At 57.6% G+C, this 22,006-nt stretch carries 13 protein-coding genes and 1 pseudogene; 6 read left to right on the forward strand and 8 right to left on the reverse strand.

The annotated features are described in order from the left end of the window. Positions 1-118: 118 nt before the first annotated feature. From nifA to AC0L2A_RS18965, 4 genes are all read left to right on the forward strand, one after another. On the forward strand, positions 119-1,903 hold the full coding sequence (gene nifA / locus AC0L2A_RS18950; RefSeq protein ID WP_473610128.1) for a nif-specific transcriptional activator NifA: 1,785 nt from the start codon (positions 119-121) through the stop codon (positions 1,901-1,903). Positions 1,904-2,135: 232 nt separating this feature from the next. Continuing rightward, on the forward strand, positions 2,136-3,284 hold the full coding sequence (gene hisC / locus AC0L2A_RS18955; protein WP_473610057.1) for a histidinol-phosphate transaminase: 1,149 nt from the start codon (positions 2,136-2,138) through the stop codon (positions 3,282-3,284). A gap of 86 nt (positions 3,285-3,370) precedes the next feature. Continuing rightward, positions 3,371-4,399, forward strand: coding sequence for an LLM class flavin-dependent oxidoreductase (locus AC0L2A_RS18960; protein ID WP_473610058.1), 1,029 nt, complete (start codon positions 3,371-3,373; stop codon positions 4,397-4,399). 82 nt (positions 4,400-4,481) lie between these two features. Beyond that, entirely contained in the window at positions 4,482-5,033 is a 552-nt protein-coding gene (locus tag AC0L2A_RS18965; protein ID WP_473610060.1) for a ThiF family adenylyltransferase, read from the forward strand. A gap of 46 nt (positions 5,034-5,079) precedes the next feature. Here the strand turns inward: AC0L2A_RS18965 and AC0L2A_RS18970 are convergent, their stop codons facing one another. Together AC0L2A_RS18970 and AC0L2A_RS18975 are read right to left on the reverse strand one after the other, a co-directional pair. Beyond that, positions 5,080-6,003 (reverse strand): nucleotidyl transferase AbiEii/AbiGii toxin family protein, encoded by a 924-nt coding sequence (locus tag AC0L2A_RS18970; protein WP_473610061.1) that lies wholly within the window; start codon positions 6,001-6,003, stop codon positions 5,080-5,082. Then, a complete protein-coding gene (locus AC0L2A_RS18975) occupies positions 6,000-6,611 on the reverse strand; it encodes a type IV toxin-antitoxin system AbiEi family antitoxin domain-containing protein (RefSeq protein WP_473610062.1) in 612 nt (203 codons plus the stop codon). Before AC0L2A_RS18975 ends, AC0L2A_RS18970 begins: the two co-directional genes overlap by 4 nt. Positions 6,612-6,843: 232 nt before the next feature. Here AC0L2A_RS18975 and AC0L2A_RS18980 point away from each other — a divergent pair, with 232 nt between their 5' ends. Further along, complete coding sequence (locus AC0L2A_RS18980; RefSeq protein WP_473610129.1) at positions 6,844-10,905, forward strand: helix-turn-helix domain-containing protein; 4,062 nt, start codon at positions 6,844-6,846, stop codon at positions 10,903-10,905. Positions 10,906-11,306: 401 nt separating this feature from the next. On the opposite strand, the gene AC0L2A_RS18985 is transcribed toward AC0L2A_RS18980, so the two are convergent. After that, positions 11,307-11,729, reverse strand: a complete 423-nt coding sequence (locus tag AC0L2A_RS18985; protein ID WP_473480639.1) for a MerR family transcriptional regulator — start codon at positions 11,727-11,729, stop codon at positions 11,307-11,309. Between the two features lie 84 nt (positions 11,730-11,813). Here AC0L2A_RS18985 and AC0L2A_RS18990 point away from each other — a divergent pair. Next, positions 11,814-12,971: pseudogene (locus AC0L2A_RS18990) on the forward strand (heavy metal translocating P-type ATPase); the annotation flags it as partial. Positions 12,972-13,648: 677 nt separating this feature from the next. On the opposite strand, the gene AC0L2A_RS18995 reads toward AC0L2A_RS18990, so the two are convergent. The 5 genes from AC0L2A_RS18995 to AC0L2A_RS19015 form a co-directional block, all read right to left on the reverse strand. Next, positions 13,649-16,750, reverse strand: a complete 3,102-nt coding sequence (locus AC0L2A_RS18995; RefSeq protein WP_473610064.1) for a type I restriction endonuclease subunit R — start codon at positions 16,748-16,750, stop codon at positions 13,649-13,651. Further along, positions 16,743-17,903 (reverse strand): anticodon nuclease, encoded by a 1,161-nt coding sequence (locus AC0L2A_RS19000; RefSeq protein ID WP_473610065.1) that lies wholly within the window; start codon positions 17,901-17,903, stop codon positions 16,743-16,745. Before AC0L2A_RS19000 ends, AC0L2A_RS18995 begins: the two co-directional genes overlap by 8 nt. Further along, positions 17,900-19,186 (reverse strand): restriction endonuclease subunit S, encoded by a 1,287-nt coding sequence (locus tag AC0L2A_RS19005; protein ID WP_473610066.1) that lies wholly within the window; start codon positions 19,184-19,186, stop codon positions 17,900-17,902. The genes AC0L2A_RS19000 and AC0L2A_RS19005 overlap by 4 nt, the downstream gene beginning before the upstream one ends. Further along, positions 19,183-20,727, reverse strand: a complete 1,545-nt coding sequence (locus AC0L2A_RS19010; protein ID WP_473610068.1) for a type I restriction-modification system subunit M — start codon at positions 20,725-20,727, stop codon at positions 19,183-19,185. The genes AC0L2A_RS19005 and AC0L2A_RS19010 overlap by 4 nt, the downstream gene beginning before the upstream one ends. Before the next feature lie 326 nt (positions 20,728-21,053). After that, a complete protein-coding gene (locus AC0L2A_RS19015) occupies positions 21,054-21,254 on the reverse strand; it encodes a DUF3606 domain-containing protein (protein ID WP_473610069.1) in 201 nt (66 codons plus the stop codon). Positions 21,255-22,006 lie beyond the last annotated feature (752 nt).

Raw genomic sequence — 22,006 nt, forward strand, 5'->3', positions numbered from 1 at the left:
TTGGTGCCGGCCATCGGTGGCTCGGGCCCTGATGCCATCTGATGATGCGTCTACGCGGGGGGACATCGCAGATCCAGATGGCGCGGCGTTGCTGTCGCGGCCCAAGATCGAGGATGACATGTCAGATCAGGACAATGGTCGCCAATCTGAAGACAGTGCTGAGCAGACTTCGTCAAGCTGCACATCATTGCACGACACCAAAAGGGATGACTCGGAACCCGCCATTCTGCCGTCGCGCGCGAGCGCGCTTGCCGGCATCTACGAAATTTCGAAAGCGCTCACCGCCCCCTCCGGGCTCGAGGCCAGGCTGGCCAAGGTTGTAGACCTGCTGCGATCGTTTCTGCAGATGAGGCACGGTATCATCTCTCTTTTCGACGGTGATGGCGAACTGGAGATCATCGCAGGCGCCGGCCGGACCGAGAGCTGCAGTGAGCGCTGCCGGACGTACCTGCCACGGAATGCAATCGACCAGGTTTTGGCGACGGACAAGCCCCTGGCCGCCGAGAACATCGCGGTTCATCCGGCTTTCACCGCCGCCGACATGGACGTGCTCGGGGCTTCCGACGACATACCAGTGTCCTTCATCGGCGTTCCCATTCGCGTCGATGCAAATGTCGTGGGCACGCTGACCATCGACCACGTACTGCGCCATGGCTCAAGAGTTTGGCTCGATTACAGCCTCTGTCTGCTCCCGCTAATCGCCAACCTGGTAGGGCAGGCAGTGAAGTCGCATCGCTCTTTCGAGGGCGACCGCGAGCAACCGATGGTAAAGCAGGACTCCCTGCCAAAGCAGAAGCGCCTGGCCCCGCAGCGTAACACTCACGTGGAGGGGATGATTGGCGACAGTTTGGCATTGCGCGGTCTGCTTGAGAAGGTCGCGCTCGTAGCCAAGGCCAAGATTGCGGTTCTGTTGCGAGGCGAATCCGGTACCGGGAAGGAGCTGGTCGCCAAGGCTATCCACGAGTTGTCCCCGCGCGCCAAGCGGCCCTTCATCAAACTCAATTGCGCGGCGCTACCCGAGACTGTGCTGGAATCCGAATTGTTCGGCCATGAGAAGGGTGCATTCACAAGTGCGTTCAACTCGCGCAAGGGGCGCTTTGAGCTCGCCGACAAGGGGACATTGTTCCTAGACGAGATCGGCGAGATTTCGGCCTCGTTCCAGGCAAAGCTCTTACGCGTGCTGCAGGAGCAGGAGTTTGAGCGCGTCGGGGGCAACCAGACCATTAAAGTCGACGTCCGCATCATTGCCGCTACGAACAAGAACCTGGAAGAGGCCGTTGCCAGAAACGAGTTCCGTGCCGACCTCTACTACCGCATCAGTGTTGTTCCCTTGCTGGTGCCGGCGCTTCGCGAAAGGCGCAGCGATATTCCGCTCCTTGCAGCTGAGTTTCTCAGGAATTTCAACGATGAGAACGGCCTTATGTTGACGTTCGATCCGAGCGCAATCGAAGTACTGGTAAACTGTGACTTTCCCGGCAACATTCGCGAACTTGAAAACTGCGTATATCGGACAGCGGTTCTGGCGGCGGGGCCATCAATCGGGAAAGACGACTTTGCATGCTGCCAAGACAAATGCTTCGCCGAGGCGCTGCATAATTGCAGACTTGGCAAAGTCGCGCTGCAACCCTCGCCGATCGGGCCGCTGCCACTGAGTCCGGCCTTACCGCCGGCTGCTGCCGGTAGATCTGCCGCCGTCGCACCCCCGTCGGACACCGTAGGGCAGCCGTCGCTGGACCCAGCGGGGGTAGTCCACTCTGCGAGAATGGCCGATGCCGAACGTGTCATCCAGGCAATGGAGAGATGTGGCTGGGTCCAGGCAAAGGCGGCGCGCCTGCTCGGACTGACGCCGCGCCAGATCGGCTACGTGTTGAGGAAATACGGCATCGAGATCAAGCGTCTTTGAACAGATCACCGAGCCGAGTAGCTGGCACAACGAAGTATTTGTGCCTCGGCGCCTTGAGACGAGTGATGCGGGCTCCTCCAATTCCGATCCGATCGCACAGGCCGCGCTGCCCCCGCGGTCGTCGCCCCACCGTGCACCCGGGTCTGGCGGCAGCGCCATCGTCGGTGGTCCAGGCCATGTCTTGATCACCAGCTCGTACCGGACGCACTGAGACCGAAACGGAGAAAAATTGATGTCTGATGCAAAACTGCAAACTGTGCTTTCTTCCCTTTCGCAAGTAGCGGGACAGTTAGATGTTCTGCTGTCCGACAAACCGGCGCCGGATCCTTGTTGCGTCAAGCTAAACACGAACGAGAACCCGTTTCCGTTGCCGAAAGCCATAATGCAAAGTGCGATGGCGGCTCTCAAACGGCAATATCTATATCCAGAAGACGACAACGTCAGCTTGAGGCAAGCAGCGTCGGAAGCCTACGGCGTCTCGAAGGATCAGGTGATCGCCGGAAACGGATCGTCTGAACTGCTCGGGCTTATCTACAGAGCTTTCCTGGTTCCAGGTGACAGAATGGCGATGATGTCGCCGGGGTTTTCGTTCAACCGCAAACTTGCCCGTTTGCAGGGTGCTCAATTTCTCGAAATCGGTTGGTGCGCAGATCATTCCTTGCCCGTCGAAGACTTGCTTTTGGGACCGGCAAAAGATGCCAAGTTCATTCTGCTGGCCAACCCAAACAATCCGACCGGAACGTTTGTTCCAGTGGCCGATGTTGAACGCCTGGTATCGCAATCAGACCGTCTGATTGTCTTGGATGAGGCCTATGTCGATTTTGCACCGGACAATGGTCTGCATCTCCTCGATCGCTATCCAAACCTCCTGATCTTGAGAACATTCTCGAAAAGCTATGCCACCGCCGGCATTCGCGTCGGTTTTGGACTTGGCCACCCCGAAGTCATTGGCAGGCTGCGGGATCTCCAGAACGTCTTCAACATGAATGTGATCGGTCAGGCGGTTGGCATCAGTGTGCTTGGGCACCGCGCCGCCTATGCCGAGAACCACAAGCACATCAAGCATGAAATACAGCGGGTGACGGTGGCACTGTCGAAAATCGGGTTTTCCGTAATACCTTCTCACGCAAATTTCCTGCTAGCGCGTGTGCCAGCGGGGCAGGAAGGTTCATGGTGGCAAGCAGCCTTGGAAAGGCAAAAGATACTCGTTGCCTTCTTTGAGGATGCAGGGCTGGAAAAATACATCCGCGTCAGCATCGGTACAAAAGCCGAGATGGATGAATTTCTTGAGGTCGCCACAGAGATAGCTGCAACGGCGAAGGAAACGATCCCGCTGTGCCGGCCGTCAGCGGCCGTTGCTTCTGCCTTAACCAGTCGGTAGTTCCCCGCAATTTCAGCGCACCAATAATTTGGATTTGCTTGCATCATTGCGAGCCACGAACTGTTGCAAAGAGTTGGAGAAAATTCGTGAAGAATGCCTTCCCCCGGGGCCTGACCTTCGGCATATTCGACCATCTGGACGAGGACGGCTGCGAGATTGCCCGGCAATACGCCAATCGGCTGAGTTTGGCAGAGACGTGCGATCAACTTGGCTTCTATGCATATCATCTGGCAGAGCACCACTGCACTCCGCACGGGAGGAGCCCATCGCCGAATCTGTTCTTATCCAGCGTCGTCCAGCGCACCCGGCAACTTCGCGTCGGCCCGATGGTAATGCTCCTTGCCCTTTATCATCCGCTGCGCGCCTTCGAGGAGATCTGCATGCTGGACCAGTTGAGTGGTGGCAGGGTCGAGCTGGGTATAGGGCGCGGCTCTCTCCCAGTCGAACTGGGTTACTTCGGGATTGCTGCGGAGGCGGCGCCAGGTCACTATGCGGAAGCCAGCGAAATCCTTATTAAGGCGATGAAGGGCGACACGCTGTCCTATCGCGGCCGCCATTTTGAGCTGAATGACGTCCCCTTGACGCTGAGATCTCATCAGCGCCCCCATCCACCGACATGGATCGCCACCAATAGACCCGAGTCGGCCAGCTGGGCCGCTGCAAGTGGCGCCAATATCGCGTGCCTTGGACCTGCCTCTTCTGTTCGCAGAATTACAGATGCATTCCGAGCCTGCCGGGAGCGCAGTGCCGACGCGGACGAGCGAGGGCCATTTCTTGGAATGCTCCGCATGGTCGTGATCGCGCGATCGGAAACAGATGCATATGCGCTCGCGGCACCCGCTTACGAACGATGGCTCAAGAGCTTCAGGTTCCTCTACGACCTCAATGCGCTCCAGACGCCCCCAAATCTGCCGCTGAGCTTGGATGCAGCAATCGAAAGCGAATTGTGCGTGGTGGGAACGGCATCTTCCGCGCGACAAGCTCTTCTTGATCAGCTCGAAGAGGCCGGTGCTAATTATCTACTTTGCCAACTTGCATTTGGGAATCTGTCCTTAGACGCTTCGCTATACACCGCAAGGACAATCCAATCTGAAATCATGGCTCGAGTTACCTGACGTGGAATGCGCGCTCCGCCTTCGGAGTTGAATTTCTCCGGCGCATCATCACCTTCCCGATCCCGCGCCTGATGCCGAAATAGTGCTTGGTGTGACGGCGCAAACCTTCAGGCCTTACGCGCCCGACGAGGACGACAGTGTCTTTCTTTACGAGGACACGGCCAGCAGTCGCGCCGATAACGTGGCAATCGCGCTGAAGCTCAAGCCGCTGAAGGTCGGCATTGTCGGCCTCGGCGGTACAGGCTCCTACGTCCTGGACTATCTCGCCAGAACGTACGTCCGCGAAATCCACCTCTTCGACGACGACGGGTTCCAGCACAACGCCTTCCGGGCTCCGGGGGCGGCTTCGGGCGAAGAGCTGGAGGAGGAACTCGCCAAAGTCCAATTCCACGCGCGTACCTGCGCAACGCAAAAGTGCGCTAGCGGAACAACAACTCCAAAACGACACCGTCTTGCATGCGATTTGCAAGACATTGACGCCGGGCATCAACCTAAAAGGAGAGATAGCCACAACCAGGATCACCCGCCATGCCTTGCCCATTCCATGCGCCCCTGTTCGCCTTGGCTGCGGGGGCAAGCGACCCAGAGGGATCGCACCATACTGGCTACCGTCCAAATTGCGGGCGTTGATTGAAGCGCAGTGAAGGCAAATTGGCGATGGCTGCAGGCGTTTCTCCGCCTTAGAGCCAAGTTCCGCCATCGGGATTCCAACGGCCGCGGGCATTCTCCGGGGACGCGAGACTATCGACAATGGGACCGAAGAAGCGTCGCAATTCTTCTTGGAGTTCCGCAAAGCTCGGCGGTTTGAGAGTCGGTGGGTTGCGGCGAAGAAAGCCGCTCCAAAGACCGCGATGCTCTACAATCGCTGCAAAAGCCTCTGTCAGACCCGCGGGCATTGCGGTGGGGATGGCAGTCTCTCGGCGCCGAAGCGTGCCGATGACCGCTTCGACAAGCCCCGACGCGTCGAAGGGGAAGATGCGGGTCGTGACCCAGATGTCGTAAAAGTCCTTGATCCGGCCGTTTGCTTCCCCAAAGCGGAGCATGACCTCGAACTTCTCCGCGACCACCGTTTCGGGGGGATACATCAGCACGCTTGCCTCCGGTAGGTTCGGCAGCAGGCTGGGAAAGGTCCCTCGCTTTGGCGACGGATAGACATGATCGCCGAAGCCGATGTCGACTTGCACGTGAATTTTCGCGCCAGCCAAGTCCGCCGTCAGGATTAGCTGGACACCCTGATACTTGTCGGCTTCGCGAACAGCCTCGATCTTGAGGCTGCCTGAGTCGAACTTGATACCGTCATCGGGCGCTTCAACTTGGCAGATGCGGACGAACAGTTCGGCGATAGCTGCGGGGTCGGGACTGCCCTCGCCTAGCAGATCGAGATCCCCGGTTGGCCGAAATACGTGCTCCGGCCAGGTGACGAACAGCATGGCGCCCTTGAGCACATAGCGAGCGGCCCCATCGGTTTTGCTGAGGCGAAAGAGCAGGCGTTCGATTGCGTAGCGTGTCAGGACGCGCTGGTAGTCATCACCGTGTTGCTTGGCATGATTGAGCAGTCGGGCTCTGATTGAAACATCTAGATTTTTGACGATCTTAGCGGTCACTGGATCGCCTTGATCAAAGGCTCCATTCGGCCGACCACGCGATCGATGGCGGCGAACTTCATCAGTTCGCTCGGTGTGGTCTTTCGTTGGTGAAGAGATTCGCGCAGCGCTTCGATAGCGACGTCCTCACCAACGTTGCGTCGGTGCTTGAAGCAGTCGGCGACAGTCTTCGCTACCCCGTATATCGGCACGTCAACGCCTTCTACGCGGATATGCTCTACTCCCGCAGTCAGCGCTTCACCGGTCGCGCGGACGATTTCGAGCCGGAGGCCTTTGTTCGGGGTGCGGGCCTTGTGTGGAATGGTCATCCAAACGGCATGAGGCAGCTGAGTGGTTAGCCCATGCTGCCGAAGTGCGCTGATTAGGCTGATCACTCCGTGAGGCACAAGCCGGCTGGCTTCCGCCAGATCGTGCGCGGCATCCTCCCCGACGCGATTGGGATCTTGATAAAGGCCGCGACCGAGGCGAACCAGGTCGCCGGCCTCGGTCAGGCGCCTTAGATACACTAGGGGAATGCCGGCAGCCTTGAAGTCGCGGGCGCGCGCAATTCCTTTGTCTTTGGTCAGGCTAAGAGCGCGTTCACGATAGGTCATATGATGGTCGGTCATTAGTTATCTTTTGTAGAAGACTATAGGAGCGGTGCCGACAAAAAATAACAGGATCAGGTTTTCTAATTTGCTAATGCTCTTCCTCAACAGCCGCTGTGGACGGCAGCCTCTGACAAGGGGGCGTTGGGACTCGCTTGATGAGCTTGTTATCAAGTGAATACAAATTCGAAAAACTGCCGGCGAAAAATAACAGCTTGGAATTTCTAATTGATGTCATATATTTCCTATGACCATGGTTTCGTCAAGCTCTCCTCCTGGTGATCTCACACCCAAACACGTCCGGGCAGCCCGAGCGCTCCTGGCGTGGTCTCAACAGGACCTTGCCAAGGCGGCCAGTGTGGCGACCTCGACGGTCGCTGACTTTGAGCGCGGTCGACGAACCCCTGTAGCAAACAATGCCCAAGCCATCCGGGGCGCTCTTGAGGGCGCTGGCATTCGGTTCCTCGCCACTGGTGCTGTTATCGGGCCCGAAGTTCCCATCATTGCCACTTCCGACCAACCTGCAATCCCAATCAGATGGGTCAGCGCCGAGGACCTTTCAAACTGGGCAAACCGCAACGACGGAGCCATCAGCCTTCCGACGCTTCTCGCACATCTGATCCGCGCCACCTACGGCTCAGCAGTCCACCTTCGCTTTCCTTCGGATGAAGGGGTTCGTTATCCAGGCTGGGATGGACGTACTTCGGCCGATACCCCCAGTCCCTACGTACCCGAGGGTGAAGCCGGGTGGGAAATTGGCGCACAGCGAAGCAATATCGTCCAGAAAGCGAATGAGGACTATCGCAAGCGGACGATCGATCCTTCTCCCCTCGACCCAGCCAGCGCCGCCTTCGTCTTCGTTACTCCGCGCCACTGGCCTGGGAAGGACGAATGGGCCAAAGCGCGTCAGAGTGAAGGCCCGTGGAAAGAGGTTCGCGCCTACGACGCTGATGATCTCGTCCATTGGATCGAGCAGGCGCCGGCCGTCGGTCTTTGGTTGGCTACGCGACTGGGAAAGCGACCCAATGGAACCCGAGAACTGGAGGAAGTTTGGGAAGAATGGTCGCTTGCTACGGAGCGGCCGTTGACCACGGACCTCGTTCTCAGTGACCGCGACGAGGACGCTGCGGAGGTTCTGCGTTGGCTTCGGGGAGCCCCGTCCGTTCTCTCCTTGCAGGCAACCGCTGCAGATGAGGTGGTTGCATTCTTCCATGCCGCACTCGGTGAACTGCCTGACGATGTGGCTGCTGCCTATCGCTCCCGCTGCCTGGTGGCGACCACTCCCGAAGCGGCCAGGGCTCTCGCTAACGCTCCGGCGCCCCTCCTTCTGCTTTTGACTGAACCCGAGCCCGGACTGGCCAACGTTCTTGCAACACGGGGCCACTATGTGTTGCAGGCCTATGATGATCGTCCAGTCGCGCGCGGCGACGTGCGTGTGCTCACCAGACCGTCGCGCGAGGGGATCGTCAGTGCGTTGAGCGCTGCCGGCATAGCCGAGCAACGGGCAGAAGCGCTCGCTCGCGACTGTGCGCGCAATCTCGCCGTCCTTCGCCGCCTGATGCCCGGCGCCCCTGGCCGCCAGCCAAAATGGGCCAGGGAACCGGTATCTCGCGCTTTGCTCACCGCCCTCCTAGCGGGGGGATGGGACGAGACTTCCGCAGCAGATCGAGCGCGCCTCTCAGAACTCGCGGACGCTCCTTATGAGGCTTTTATCGCAGACCTGACAGCATATATCGGGGAACTCGACAGCCCGCTGCAGAAGGTCGGATCGACTTGGCGCGTTGCCTCCCCCTCGGATGCGTGGATGCTGCTTGCGCATCATCTGACGAACGCGGACGTCAAGCGTTTCGAGGCTGCAGCCTACGCGGTTCTGGCGTCCGCCGACCCGCGCTTCGACATGGATCCCGACGAGCGCTGGATGGCAGGGGTTCGCGGCATCCATCGCGACTACTCGGGCATGCTGCGCAATGGCATCGGCCAGGTTCTTATCCTGCTGGCGCTTTGGGGTGATCGGGTGCGGGCCGTGGCCGACGCGAGGCGGCGCACCGACAACATAGCAAGCAGGCTCCTCAAAAACGCGGATCAGAGGCGGTGGTGGTCCTTGTCGAGCGACTTCCGACTTCTCGCGGAAGCCGCGCCGCAGGCTTTTCTCGCCGCGATTGAAGAAAGTCTCGACCAGGACGAACCTGCCATAGCTTCGCTGTTTGGCCACGATGGAGGTGGGTTCGTCGGGACTGAATATCTTTCCGATCTGATGTGGGCTCTGGAGTCGTTGGCTTGGTCGCCTGAATATATGCCAAGGGTAACTCACCTCTTGGCGCGACTTGACGCGATCGACACCAAGCCGCGTCGCTATTCCAATGGGCCCGCAAATAGCTTGCGCGAAATCCACCGTCTGTGGATACCTCAGACCTACGCGAATCTGGACCAGAGGCTTCGCGCGCTGGATTTGATCCGCAAGCAGGAGCCGGATGCGGCATGGAAGCTGATGCTCGGTATCCTGCCGCGTGGACACGATACCTCATTTCCAACTTCTATGCCGCGCTGGCGCGATTTTACGGTCGACAAAATAGAGACAGTGACATGGGCGCTCATTGGGCGCGGGGCGGCCGCTATCAGCAAGCGCTTGATTGCCGACGTGGGCCTGAGTTCCGCACGCTGGCCGGATCTGCTCGACCGGCTGGGCGATTTGGCGCCCGATGCTGATCCCGCTCTGGCAGCGCTCGAGGCGGCCGAGATAAGTTTCATCGAAAAGGCGGATCGCCGGTCCCTCTGGGAGAAGTTGCGGGATGTGCTCCATCATCATCGACAATTTCCCGATGCCGAGTGGTCTTTGCCGGACCTAGTGCTCGATCGATTGGAGGCCATCTACGAATGTTTCGCGCCCACCGATCCGTTTGAGCGAACGGCCTGGCTCTTCAAGCAAACCGTTCAACTGCCCAAGCTCTCTTCCAAAGGCTGGGAGACGGAACAGCGCGACATTGACGCCGCACGACAGCAGGCGGTTCAGGCGCTCTACGCCGAGGGCGGGCTCCCCGCCGTGTTTGCGCTGGCGCGAGCGAGCGAAATCCCGGGTTATATTGGCAAGGCTCTCTGCGATGTCGGCCTGCCGTACCCCGATATCGAGGTGCTGCTGACATGCGCTGTTCAAAGCGATGATGGGCACGAGAGGGATGTGGCCCACGGTCTCATCGTTTCACTATTTCGGGAACGGAAGGAAGCCTGGGCAAACGCGCTGATCGATAGGACCCTGACCGAGAACTGGGGTGACACGGCGCTGCTTACAATCCTTCGGGCGCTTCCTGTTGCCCGTTGGACCTGGGAACGGATAGCCCAGATCGGTGGCGAGATAGAAGCAACTTACTGGCGCCGAGCACCAGTGTTCTGGATCGACGAGGATAGTGGCGACGTCATCTATGCGATCCACAAGCTGATCAGTGCTGGACGAGCCCGGCACGCCCTGACGCTCGCGCGGCGCGGAAACAAGGCCCACCTGCCGTCCGAGCTACTGGTCGAGATGCTGGAGGAGACCTCACGTCAGCCAATCGAAGACGGCGACCCCAACGAGGCGGCGATGCTGCAGCACGATGTGGCTGAAATCCTAGAGGCTCTCGACGAGCGCGAAGATGCCGACCGAAATGTTCTGGCTAAGCTCGAGTGGAGATATCTACGGATCCTGGAGTATTCGCGGCGGCGCCCCAAGGTTCTGCTCAGGGCACTTTCGGAGCAACCATCACTGTTCGTCGAGATGCTGAGCGCAGCCTTCAGGGCAAGCGAGGAAAGCGGTATCGTTGAGCCTGAACCCGATGACTCCAAGCATGCGCAAACCGTCGCCACGCAGGCCTATCGGCTGCTGGAGCTTTGGAACTATATTCCTGGAACACGCGACGACGGCACTATCGACGGCGAGGAGCTCGAGACCTGGATAAAGCAGGCCAGGGCACTTGCCAAAGCGGTCGGCCGAGAAAACATCGCCGACAGCCGAATTGGAAATCTCCTGTCGGCCTCGCCGATCGGCTCAGATGGCAATTGGCCGGCTGAACCGGTGCGCGAGGCGATAGATCTTTTTCGCAGCAAGCCGATGATTGATGGTTTTGTTGTCGGCAAGAGCAATCGCCGCGGTGTCACGACGCGTTTGCCGCGCGATGGCGGAGAACTCGAACGCCTGGAGGCGGCGAAATATCGAACATGGGCGAAAGCGATCGCCTACGATTATCCGCGCACGGCAAAGGCGCTTGACACCCTCGGCGATGAATATGAAGCGGAAGCGCGTCGGCATGATGAGGACGCCGAGCGGATCGACTGGAGAACTTAGGCACGCTCTCGATCGTTTTGAGCGCTCCAACTCCAGACGTCACGGTCGTCGTAATCTGACCCCGGGACGATTGCCGTTTGTGAATTCTACGCCCTCTGTCTCAAGGACGGTACGAATCTTGTCGCGGTGCCGTCGGCTTCGCCTTTCTCAAAATCACCTTCGGTCTGGCCCATCTGGTAGGTTACATGGGCAAAGCAACTCACGTCCTTGTGACGCGCCGATGCAAAGGAATAGAGGGCCGCCGCTACCGATTCCGGACAATTGCCGAATTGCAAGCCGCACTTCAGCTCGGTGGCTTAGCCGTGGTCAAAATCATCACCTCGCCGTGCAGTCGCCCCTCATGACCTGAATGGTGGCGGAAAGGCCGGCTCACGAATGAAGATCGTCGAGATTGGGTCCAGTCAGTGCCGCGCGTGTTCGCATTGGCTGTGATCGGCCAGCACCTCAATCACCCGGCATTCGCCGACCTTCCCGTGCCGGCAGCCTTCGACCATGAGTTCCAGTTCGGCCTTCAATGCCGTGAGGCTGCGTATCCGCTGAACGACGTCGGCCAGCCGCGCCTGGGCTATGGTGTCGGCCGTGGCGCAGGGCTGGCTGGGATTATCCTGCAACGTCAGCAGGGTGCGGATGGCTTCGATGTCGAACCCCAACTCGCGTGAATGGCGAATAAACGCCAGCCGGCGCAAATCGCTGGTTTCATAGTGCCGTCGATTGCCCTCGCTGCGGTTCGGCGCGGGCAGCAGGCCGATCTGCTCATAGTAGCGGATGGTCGGCACTTTCACGCCGCTCTGTCGTGCCGCTTCGCCAATCGGGACACTGCGCATGATTTTTTCGCTTGCTCCTCTAGTCGCTAGAGAATGTAGCGTGCCGCTGGAATGGTTCAAGGAGTGAGACGATGGCTGCAACCGCCGCACAAACTCGTTATCGCGTCTCTGGTGGCCGTCGTCCCGCCGCTGGCCTTCGGCGACGACTGGAACGAATGGATCTACAAAGGCCTGGCGCTGCTGCTCATCGGCTGCCCCTGCGCCCTCGTCATATCGGTGCCGGTGGCAATCGCCGCCTCGCTCTCGGCCGGCGCCAGGCGTGGTCTTTTAATGAAAGGCGGCGCGGTGCTGGAAGGCTTGGGCAAGATCACCGCCGTGGCTTTGGACAAGACCGGGACGCTGACTGAAGGCAAGCCCGTGGTGACGGATGTCGTGGCCATCGGGATCAGCGAAAAAGAGGTGCTATCGTTGGCCGCTGCACTCGAAACGGGATCGAGCCATCCGCTGGCCCTGGCTATCCTGCGAAAGGCCAAGGCCGATCACGTGCCGGTGCCGCCAGCGGCGGAGGCCAAGGCGCTCGGCGGCAAGGGCGTAGTCGGTCACGTTGGCGGTAAGAACGTCTTCCTGGGCTCGCCGATCGCTGGAGGCGAGAAGGTCGCGCTGCCGGCCGAGCAGGCGGCCCGCATCGCCGAACTCAACGACCAGGGCAAGTCGGTGTCGGTGTTACTGATCAACGATGTGCTGGCCGGTTTCATCGCCATGCGCGACGAGCCTCGGCCGGACGCGCAGGCCGGCCTCAAGGCGCTGACCGATGTTGGCATCAGGACTGTTATGCTGACTGGCGACAACCAGCGCACGGCGGCAGCAATCGGCAAGCACCTCGACATCGATGTGCGCTCGGACCTGCTGCCCGAAGACAAACAGCGCATTGTCGGCGAGTTGAAAGGGCAGGGGCTGACGGTCGCTAAGGTCGGCGACGGCATCAACGATGCGCCGGCGCTCGCCGCGGCCGACATCGGCATTGCCATGGGCGGCGGCACCGATGTCGCCCTGGAGACGGCAGATGCGGCGGTGCTGCATGGCCGCGTCGGCGATGTCGCGGCGATGATAAAACTTTCTCAGGCGACCATGGCCAACATCAAGCAGAATATCACCATGGCGTTGGGGCTGAAGGCGGTGTTCCTGGTGACGACCGTAGTCGGCATCACCGGCCTGTGGCCCGCCATTCTCGCCGACACAGGCGCGACGGTGCTGGTGGCAGCCAACGCCATGCGGCTGTTGCGCTGGAAAGGTGGGGTGTAGATTGCCGCCTTCTATTTCTTTTGGGACGGCTCGCAGTGAGCCGTGCCGGCGCTTCATGGCCATGCGCGGCTTCCGACGCTCGCGCGAAAGCGCACACGAAAGTTCTGCTTCTCTTCTTTTTTCGTTCGCACGAAGGAGCCGCCGAGCCCTCTTTCGGACGCTCTTCTGTCGCCGATTTTGACCGACTTAATGCGGATGTTCGCCGGGCTATCTTTGAACCTCCTTGTCTGCCGCGGCGTCCAGTTTGCCTGGGGTTCTTGGAAGCTTTTCGAACTTTCTGGGTCGCGCCTCCGCCCGAATTGCGGGCGCTTATGGACAACGTAGGACAGTAGACTCGGTTTTAGGATACTTTGGGAGGCATCGAGTGTGGACGGCAGCTTTGCGCCTCATTCCAGTCGTTCGACGAACCTTCGCGCGTTCCCAAAAGCGGATATTGCCGTACCGCCCGATCAACGACCAGTTTGGTGTGGTTTGCGGACTGGCGACGTCCCGCGAGCAGTTAAGGACAGCGGGCGGAGCCGAGCCTCGGAGGCTATCGGAGCCAAATTGCGTGGACTCCCTTTGAGACGACATGCGCACGCGGCATTAGGGTCGGCCCCTGAGCGGGCACCGTCTGTGCGACGAGTTGGTAGCATGGTGATGCCACCAAAACGTTCCGACCAGGTGCAAGACAGCAGCTAGAGCCGCCCTCCGACGCCCTTAAATTTGGCGACGAAATCTGCGATTTTCTGGAACACTGAATTCTTTTTGGTGAGATATTCGGGATTGAGGGGGCTCATCCTGGGCAGCACGTCGTTCAGATCGCTGCCATTGTCGCTGGCAAACTCCCGCTTGATCGAGCTTGCGACGTAACGTCTGGCCGCCTCAAGATTCAATTTGTCTACTGCCACCAGCTCTTCAAACTCACGCCGCTGTTGCTCCTGAGCGAAAGCGAAGAATGCTTCGATCAGGCCATCCTTGGTATTGAGTTCATCAAGGTTGGTCTGATTGATGAAGTCGACCATAAGGTCTTCCTTTGGCCGATTGCCGAGGCTCGCGCGGATCAGGCGACGGGCTTCGTCAATCAAAGCCGACTTGTCCTGATTGTGGCTTTTCTTATCGAAAATGAGTTCAAGGATGTAGTCCAGATTGATCTCTTGAGATTTCAAGAGCTCGACTTCAAAGACCACATCATCCCAGTCGAGCCTGGTGTGCTCGCGACCCGCCGAAGCGTTCTCCTTCCGAATCCAATCGCGAATGTCATTGTAGGTCGATTTGTAATCTTGAACCTTCCGCTCGGGCGGAAGCTTGATGACGGCAAGCGCACCAAACTCGGCATCGGCGAGATGGTGCTTTTCCTTGAATGCCTCCAATGCCGCTTCATCACCTTGGTCGACCTGTTGAAGCGCCTTCAGGGCCGTATATTCATCGAAGTTTTGAAGAACATTCTCAACCCTGAGAAATTCGCCAAAGAGCTTCGAAAAGTCCCTTTTGTCCGCTTCTGTATGGATCTCGGCTGGATCGGGAAAACGTCCTGCCAACTCTTCGGTGATGGTTACAAATCCTCGGCAGGCCGTTCCCGTTGCGATGTCGACAAAGCCGCCCATGTACTCTCGGTAGCTTTTTTCCAGCACGACTTTCTTGGTGTTGCTATCACCAAACAAGGTAATGGCATCAATCGTCGCCTGTTCCAGATCGCGAAATGCGACGATGTTCCCGAAGGTCTTGGTCGCATCAAAAATTCGATTGGTGCGAGAGTATGCCTGTATTAGCCCGTGAAATCGGAGATTTTTATCCACGAAGAGTGTGTTGAGAGCTGGTGCGTCAAAGCCAGTGAGGAACATCCCAACCACGACAAGGATGTCCACTTCCTTGGACTTCACGCGGTTGGCGATATCGCGGTAGTAATTCTGGAAGCCGTTGCCGTCCGTGCTAAAATTTGCTCCGAACAGGGAATTATAGTCGCTGATAGCGGCGTTCAAAAACTCCTTTGCGCTGCTATCCAGCGCTGCCACATCGAAGCTTTCGTCGCGAATTTCGCCGATCGCGCTCTGCTCTTCGTTGGCCGCGAACGAAAATATCGTGGCGATCTTGAGCGGCTTTTCGCTAGCGTTCTGGAGCTCGTTTAGGGCTTCATAGTAGAGCTTGGCAGCGTCCACGCTGCTCACCGCGAACATCGCATTAAAGCCACCCCCACCAAGATAAGTTCGATGCGTTTTCTGGCGGAAGTTATCCAGGATGTATTGGGACACCTCGCGTATCCGCTGAGGGTGCAACAGGGCGTTCCTATTCTCAGCGGCGCTGAGCTTTGCCTCGTCCGTCTCCGTTTCGATCTGTCTGAACTTGGGTCGAACATCGTTGTAGTCGACCTTAAATTTCAGAACCTTTTCGTCCCGGATAGCATCCGTGATGACATATGAGTGCAGCTCCTGGCCGAAGACGCTAGCGGTCGTCTCGGCACCTGAGGCGTTCTGGGGAAAGATAGGCGTTCCGGTGAACCCAAACTGGTAGAAGCGCTTGAACTTCTTCTTTAAATTCTTTTGCGCTTCTCCGAACTGGCTACGGTGGCACTCGTCGAATATGAAGACGACTTCCTTGCCGTATACAGGCAGGTCGCTTTCGCTCTTCATCAGGTTGTTAAGCTTTTGGATCGTGGTGACGACGATCCTGTTGTCGTCCTTGTCGAGATTGCGCTTGAGGGCCGCCGTGTTCTCAGAGCCGTTGACGCTGTCAGGCGAGAACCGCTGGTATTCCTTCATCGTTTGGTAGTCGAGGTCCTTGCGGTCGACGACAAAGAACACCTTGTCGATGAAATCGAGCTCGGTGGCCAAACGGGCCGTCTTGAAACTTGTGAGCGTCTTACCGGAACCAGTTGTGTGCCAGATGTATCCGCCTCCATCCGGCTTGCTCCAGGTCTTCGAGTTGTGCGAGCTCCTTATCTTCCAGAGGATCCGCTCGGTTGCGGCGATCTGATACGGCCGCATGATCAGCAGTGTCTCGTTGGCATCAAACACGGAATAATGCAGCAGCACATTGAGAAGTGTGTGCTTCTGTAAAAACGTGGCGGTAAAATCCTTCAGGTCCTTGATGAGCCCGTTGTCCGCCTTGGCCCAATTCATCGTGAAATCGAAGCTGTTCTTGTCCCGCTTCGTGGTATTGGCAAAATACCGCGTATCGGTCCCGTTGGAGATCACAAAAATCTGCAGGAATTTGTAGAGTGAACTATCGCTGTTGAAGCTCTCTTTGCTGTAGCGGTGGATCTGGTTGAATGCCTCGCGTATGGCCACGCCGCGCTTCTTGAGCTCGATCTGCACCATTGGCAGGCCGTTGACCAGTATGGTCACATCATAGCGATTGGCGTGCCCGCCTGCCTGTTCGAACTGCTTGATGACCTGCAGCTTGTTGCGCGAGATATTGGACTTGTCGAACAGGTAGATGTTCTGGATGCGCCCGTTGTCGAAGACGAAGTCGTGGATATAGTCGTCCTGGACTTTGCGGGTTTTCTCGACGATGCCATCGCTCGGCTTGCCCAGAAAGGACTCAACGAAGCGTGACCATTCGGGGTCGGTGAAGGTGGTGCTGTTGAGCTCACCCAGGCGCTCGCGGACATTGGCGAGCATGGCCTCCGCTGAAGCAATATTGTCGCGGAAATCGTAGCCCTGATTGCTCAGGTCCTTGATGAGCTCGCGCTCCAGCTCATCTTCACTCTGGTAGTGGTCGGCAGAGGCCCATTCACTGATGTACCTGTCGAGGACGACAAAGTTCTTCGATTCTGCGATAGGCTTGGTCACCTCAGCCATTCTGTTGGGCCTGCTGCCGGTAGCTGTAATTTTCTATCAGATGGGCAAGAAGGTAGTGTACCACCTGCTTTTCCTCGGGCGTGGGGTAGGCAACCGCCTCAGTTGAAAGGGTGCTGTGGCTGGTGAATTGAATGATCCGGTTCATGTAGGCCTGTTTGTCGTCTGGCAATAATTCGGCCCATCTGGGATACCCCAGGAAACTCGCGGTCTTCTCGTACAGGTTCCGAAGGAGCGTAAAGTGGAACCTCTCGACCTTGCCGTCAGCAACGGCCCGCTCAAGCAGGGTCTTCAAATGCAGATGGTAGGAAAAGCTATGATTTGAATCACCCTCCTTTTCCATCAAGTGGAAATTCCCGTCGTCCAGTCTCCCTAGGAGGTAACATTTCTTGGCCGACAACTCGCTGTGCAGGACGTTGTAGAAAATGGGGCTGTGTGTGGTGATGACGAACTTCACAGCCTCTGGAGCCCGCCTGATCAACGCAGCCAAATCTACCGCCAGTTGGATGAGGTGATTTTCGTCAAGGGAAGTGACAGGGTCGTCGATGAAAACATACTCTAGCTGATCGAATTCGTCGGTATCCCGCTCTTCTGGGTCCGGCACACTCAGCACGTCGACCACTACTTCAAGCAGCGTGTAAAATACGCTCCAGATGAAGTTACTTTCTTCTCCCTTGGAGATTTTGAAATTGCCTGCTGAAGCGTCGCCGCCAGTTTCCAGTGAGAACGTTACTTCGGAAAAGGCGCGTACGGGATGCGAGGTCCCGTCCGGGCCCGTCCGCTGATATTGCTGGTTGAAGGTCGGCGTAAGCTTGTCGTTGGTATAGCGCTGGAAATTCCTCGCGATATTGAGCTCCTGCCCCTGATCCACCAAAATCCAGTCCGTGAAGCTGTTCAGCTGGATCATCAGTTTCGGCTCGGCGCCGCTCAGCAGATCATTGTCCCAGTAGAATAGGTCCTCCGTGAAAGCACTGTAGTAGAGGATCTTATGCCGAGTAGGCCCACCCTCCGTGTCGCCGTCGGCCTTGGGCGCCACCAAATCCTTCAAGGCGCGAGACAGGCGGGTCTTTCCATTGCCATTGAAGGCATAGATCAGCTGAACCTTTTTGTTGGTTCCACGAAGCTCGTGCGCAATCTGCTCAAGCGTCTTGCTCATGTCTCTGCGACCTGGACGGGCTGGGGAAAGCTTAGCAACAAATCTCGATAGTATTCGTATTGCTTGTTTCGCAGGTCGATTTCCCGCGACAGGCCTTCGCCGAGTGACTTGGTCAGGCTCTCGAACTTGTCCAGGATAGCGACGATACGAGCCTGCTCCTCAAGTGATTTTTCGGGGTCGTCGGCATAGGGGATTGGGAGCTCGACCTTCTTGACCCCATCAATCAGCAGCCTTTTGATCTTGCCACGCGCCACGTGTTTTGCCTTTGCGTTGTGGAAGGCCTTCGTCTGCATCGCATATACAATGAATCTGGGGTTCATCGAGTGACGAAAGGCGAAGCTATCGTCATGGATGGCTACCTTTTCATCCCCGAGCCAGGCCACAGCTTTTCCGACATCTTCGACGGTTTCACTGACACCTGCGATTATCACATCGTTTGGTTGGGCGTACCGCAAAACCTGCGCCAACTCGCCCTTTACTTTCGAAAGGGTCTCACGGGCGGAGACACCGTAATGGGTATATATTTCGCCGTAGTGAATCGCGCTTATTCCCTCGTCCACATAGTCGGCCTTTGTGAAGCGCCTTCCCCGGATGAACTCACCGAGTTCGTCCAGAGCCTTCCAGGTGACGGAACCATCGTGACGGACGAGAAGCTGGTCACGATAGTAATCATATTGCTTCTTGCGCGCTCCGAGCTCGGCGGTCAGCTCCAGGGTCAACTCCGCGGTCAGCGTGGTGAAACTGTTCAAGATTCGAACAATCTCAGCTTGGATTGCAATCGATCGCTCGGGCTCGTCCGGACAAGGGATAGGAATCTTGAAGGCTTTGACCTTGTCATCTGAAATCGCGGGGTAGGCTGACCCGCTCTGATTTTCCTCGACGTAGGATCTGAAGAGAGTCGAGCTCAGCCAGTGGAGCAGCCAGCCGGGCAGAACTTTCGAGCGGTCGGAGCGCAGGACGCAATAGCCAGTGCTTGCGATCGCTCCAGACCATTCTGGCGTGATGAGACAAAATCTTTGCTGTGCGGGCCTTGTCGTTGCAAAGATCAGGTCGTCGGTTTCGACGAGCTTTTGGGCACGACTCGGAGCGGTGTCTGCCGTTATGTCGTTCGTTTCGGTGATGGTTCGCGTCTTCCGATCAACTGACGTCAGATCGATATAGCGGTAAGAGCCATAGGCGTCGGCCCACCTGATGTTGCTTGTGGGAAGGGTGACTTCTGCCAACGGCGTCCATGCAACTTCGGCCCCGTCCAGCAGGTTATCTAGGAACCTTCGATGGCTCACACTTCGATCTCCGCGATGATCGCGTCGATCTCCGTCCGCACTTGATTAATCCGTGTAACGGTCGTCTTCAGATCAGCATTGAGGGCATCTATGTCGGTCGCTTCGCGTTTGTCTTTAGGCACCACGTAAGCGCTAACCGACAGATTGTAGCCGGCCGCTACAATGCGTTCGTAGGAAACACTTTCCGCGACATGCGGAATGAGATCCTTACCGACGAACAGCTCCATGATATTTTGAATGTGGCTGTCATCCATGAAGTTGTTGTTGACGCCCTTCCGAAAGAATTCATGGCCGGTCGCATCTATAAATCGGATCGCGTTGTCGGCCTTGTTTTTGGCCAACACAAGAATATTGACCGCGATGGTGGTACCAAAGAACAGATTCGGTGCAAGCGCGATAACGGCCTCGACATAGTTATTGTCGACGAGGTACTGGCGGATTCTTTGTTCCGCTCCACCACGATAAAAAATGCCTGGAAAGCACACGATCGCCGCCCGGCCCTTCGCCGACAGATAGTGAAGGGCATGGAGCACGAAGGCGAAGTCCGCCTTTGACTTGGGCGCAAGCACACCGGCAGGGGCAAAGCGCTCGTCGTTGATCAGTGTGGGGTCGTCCGAGCCCTTCCACCTGACCGAATAGGGCGGGTTGGAAACGATGGCGTCAAACGGCGTCTCATCGAGAAAATGCGGGCTTTCCAGCGTGTCGCCATTCTGGATGTTGAACTTGTCATAGTTGATATCGTGCAAGAACATATTCATGCGGGCAAGGTTGTAGGTCGTGTAATTGATCTCCTGCCCAAAAAAGCCGTCTTCGATGATGTGATCGTCAAATTGCTTTTTAGCTTGCAGCAACAAAGAGCCCGATCCGGCCGCCGGGTCGTAGATCTTGTTGACACTGGCTTGCCCGTGCATCGCCAACTGCGCGATCAGCTTGGAGACGTGCTGCGGCGTGAAGAATTCACCGCCCGATTTACCCGCGTTAGCCGCGTAGTTCGAGATCAGAAATTCGTAGGCATCTCCGAACAAGTCGCCATGGTTATCCTCGAATTTCAGCGGAAGACCCGCAATGCCTTTCAGGACTGCCGCCAGTCGCGTGTTCTTTCCTTTGACGGTGTTGCCCAGGCGGTTACTGGTTGTGTCGAAGTCCGAGAACAGCCCCCGGATATCCTCTTCGGAGCGATAGCCGTTAGCCGAGCTTTCAATCGTCTTGAATATGGCGGCAAGCTCCGTGTTGAGGCTTTCATTGGTGTTGGCGCTCGCGGCGACCTTCACGAACAACTGGCTGGGATAGATGAAGTAACCTTTGGTTTTCACCGCATCGACCTTGGCTTCCTCCGGAATCGCGCTATCCGCCATCCCCGCATAGTTGATGCTGTCATCTCCCGCTTCGATGTAGGCGGTGAAATTCTCACTGATGAAGCGATAGAACAGGGCTCCTAGGACAAACTGTTTGAAGTCCCAGCCGTCGACAGCACCCCTTACGTCGTTAGCGATCGCCCAAATCTGTCGGTGCAACGCCTCACGCTGCTGCTGGCTTGTCATGTCTTGGACCCCCAATTCGAGCTCAGTCTTCTCTGGCCAATCCATCGCCCAATGTCGAGTAGGCTCGGGATAGACTGTCATCCGTCTACCATGCGCGACGCCCGTCAGTGACACCTTTCGCGTGGCTCCTGAGGTGGTTCATCTGCCGCAGGAAGGTGCTGCTCTTAACGGCGCCCCGTTTCGGCTATAGCCGCGCAGAATGATGCGATCAGATATCGATCCTCGGCAGAGGTCCTTCAAGCTGTTGCCGTCTTCGAATATCCCTGCGGCCGGAGCTGGTCCGACCGAAGCAATTAGCCAGGCGGCCGCAACTCGAACGCCGTTCATCATTTGCCGAGCTTTTTCGCGGCTTCGTTAGCCTTCTCGCGATTGCCTTTGGTGTCTTTGATGACCTTTAGAGCTTGATGCTTCGTGATGCCGTGTTTTCGGGCAAAGTAATTGACTTCATACGGTTCGCTTGCCGAGACCCGAGCTCGGTCTTGCTTGCCTCTTTTCGATTTGTCATCCGCCACAGTTTCATCTCTCATGTTGCATTTCGTGTCGCGTGACTTGCCGATAGTGGCAGGAAATCATTGGAAATCAACGTAAGCGGATTGCAACACGACGCACCATGGAAACGGCGACTTCTCCTCATCGCAGAGTCGACAACATTTTGCTCTTAATTTGGAAAGCCCTGGTAGCGGGAGGGCGTTTCAAGCAGAATAGTCTCAATGTGGTAGCCACAATCGCCCGGTTTGCGGTAGTCTGACGCGCGGACACCCGCCTATCTTTGTCCCGATCCAAACAGGGGAAGGGGGGGAGATTTCGGCGAGCGGTTACCGCCGTTGCGATGACGCCCTAGCGTTTCCAGTTCGCGACTGCACGCACTGCTTTGATGTAGCTGAAGTCGTCAACCTTAGGCAAGCCCCAATCGGCGCCGATAGCTTGCGCAGAGGCGCTCCGTTTGTGGCGATAGGTAATGCCATCTGGGACATGGGCGGTTCGGCGATATCGTTTCTCGACGATTTCGAACAGATGCGAGCGCTGTTGGCCGGTAGGGGAGTGGGCCATCGAGGACGAGCAGGCGCGCCCGGATGAGTTTGTCGAAGAGGCGTGGGAAGCTTCCATCGAGATGGGCGAGCGCAATCCTCCAACAGGGCCACGCGCACATGGAGCACGAAACGATCGAGCCCTGCTGCTTGCCGGCCGAAGGCGCCGGCCAGCCACGACTTGCCGGTTCCGGTCTGGCCGGTGATGATCAGGTTCCCGTGGCCGTCCGGGATTTAGCGCAATCGCTGTC

This window comes from Mesorhizobium sp. WSM4844 (assembly GCF_055811775.1).

Excerpts from the sequence above, each read along its gene's own strand:
- nifA (WP_473610128.1), top strand. The coding sequence starts at position 119 with ATGTCAGATCAGGACAATGGTCGCCAATCTGAAGACAGTGCTGAGCAG.
- hisC (WP_473610057.1), top strand. The coding sequence starts at position 2,136 with ATGTCTGATGCAAAACTGCAAACTGTGCTTTCTTCCCTTTCGCAAGTA.
- AC0L2A_RS18975 (WP_473610062.1), bottom strand. The coding sequence starts at position 6,611 with ATGACCGACCATCATATGACCTATCGTGAACGCGCTCTTAGCCTGACC.
- AC0L2A_RS18980 (WP_473610129.1), top strand. The coding sequence starts at position 6,844 with ATGGTTTCGTCAAGCTCTCCTCCTGGTGATCTCACACCCAAACACGTC.
- AC0L2A_RS18985 (WP_473480639.1), bottom strand. The coding sequence starts at position 11,729 with ATGCGCAGTGTCCCGATTGGCGAAGCGGCACGACAGAGCGGCGTGAAA.
- AC0L2A_RS18995 (WP_473610064.1), bottom strand. The coding sequence starts at position 16,750 with ATGGCTGAGGTGACCAAGCCTATCGCAGAATCGAAGAACTTTGTCGTC.
- AC0L2A_RS19000 (WP_473610065.1), bottom strand. The coding sequence starts at position 17,903 with ATGAGCAAGACGCTTGAGCAGATTGCGCACGAGCTTCGTGGAACCAAC.
- AC0L2A_RS19010 (WP_473610068.1), bottom strand. The coding sequence starts at position 20,727 with ATGACAAGCCAGCAGCAGCGTGAGGCGTTGCACCGACAGATTTGGGCG.
- AC0L2A_RS19015 (WP_473610069.1), bottom strand. The coding sequence starts at position 21,254 with ATGAGAGATGAAACTGTGGCGGATGACAAATCGAAAAGAGGCAAGCAA.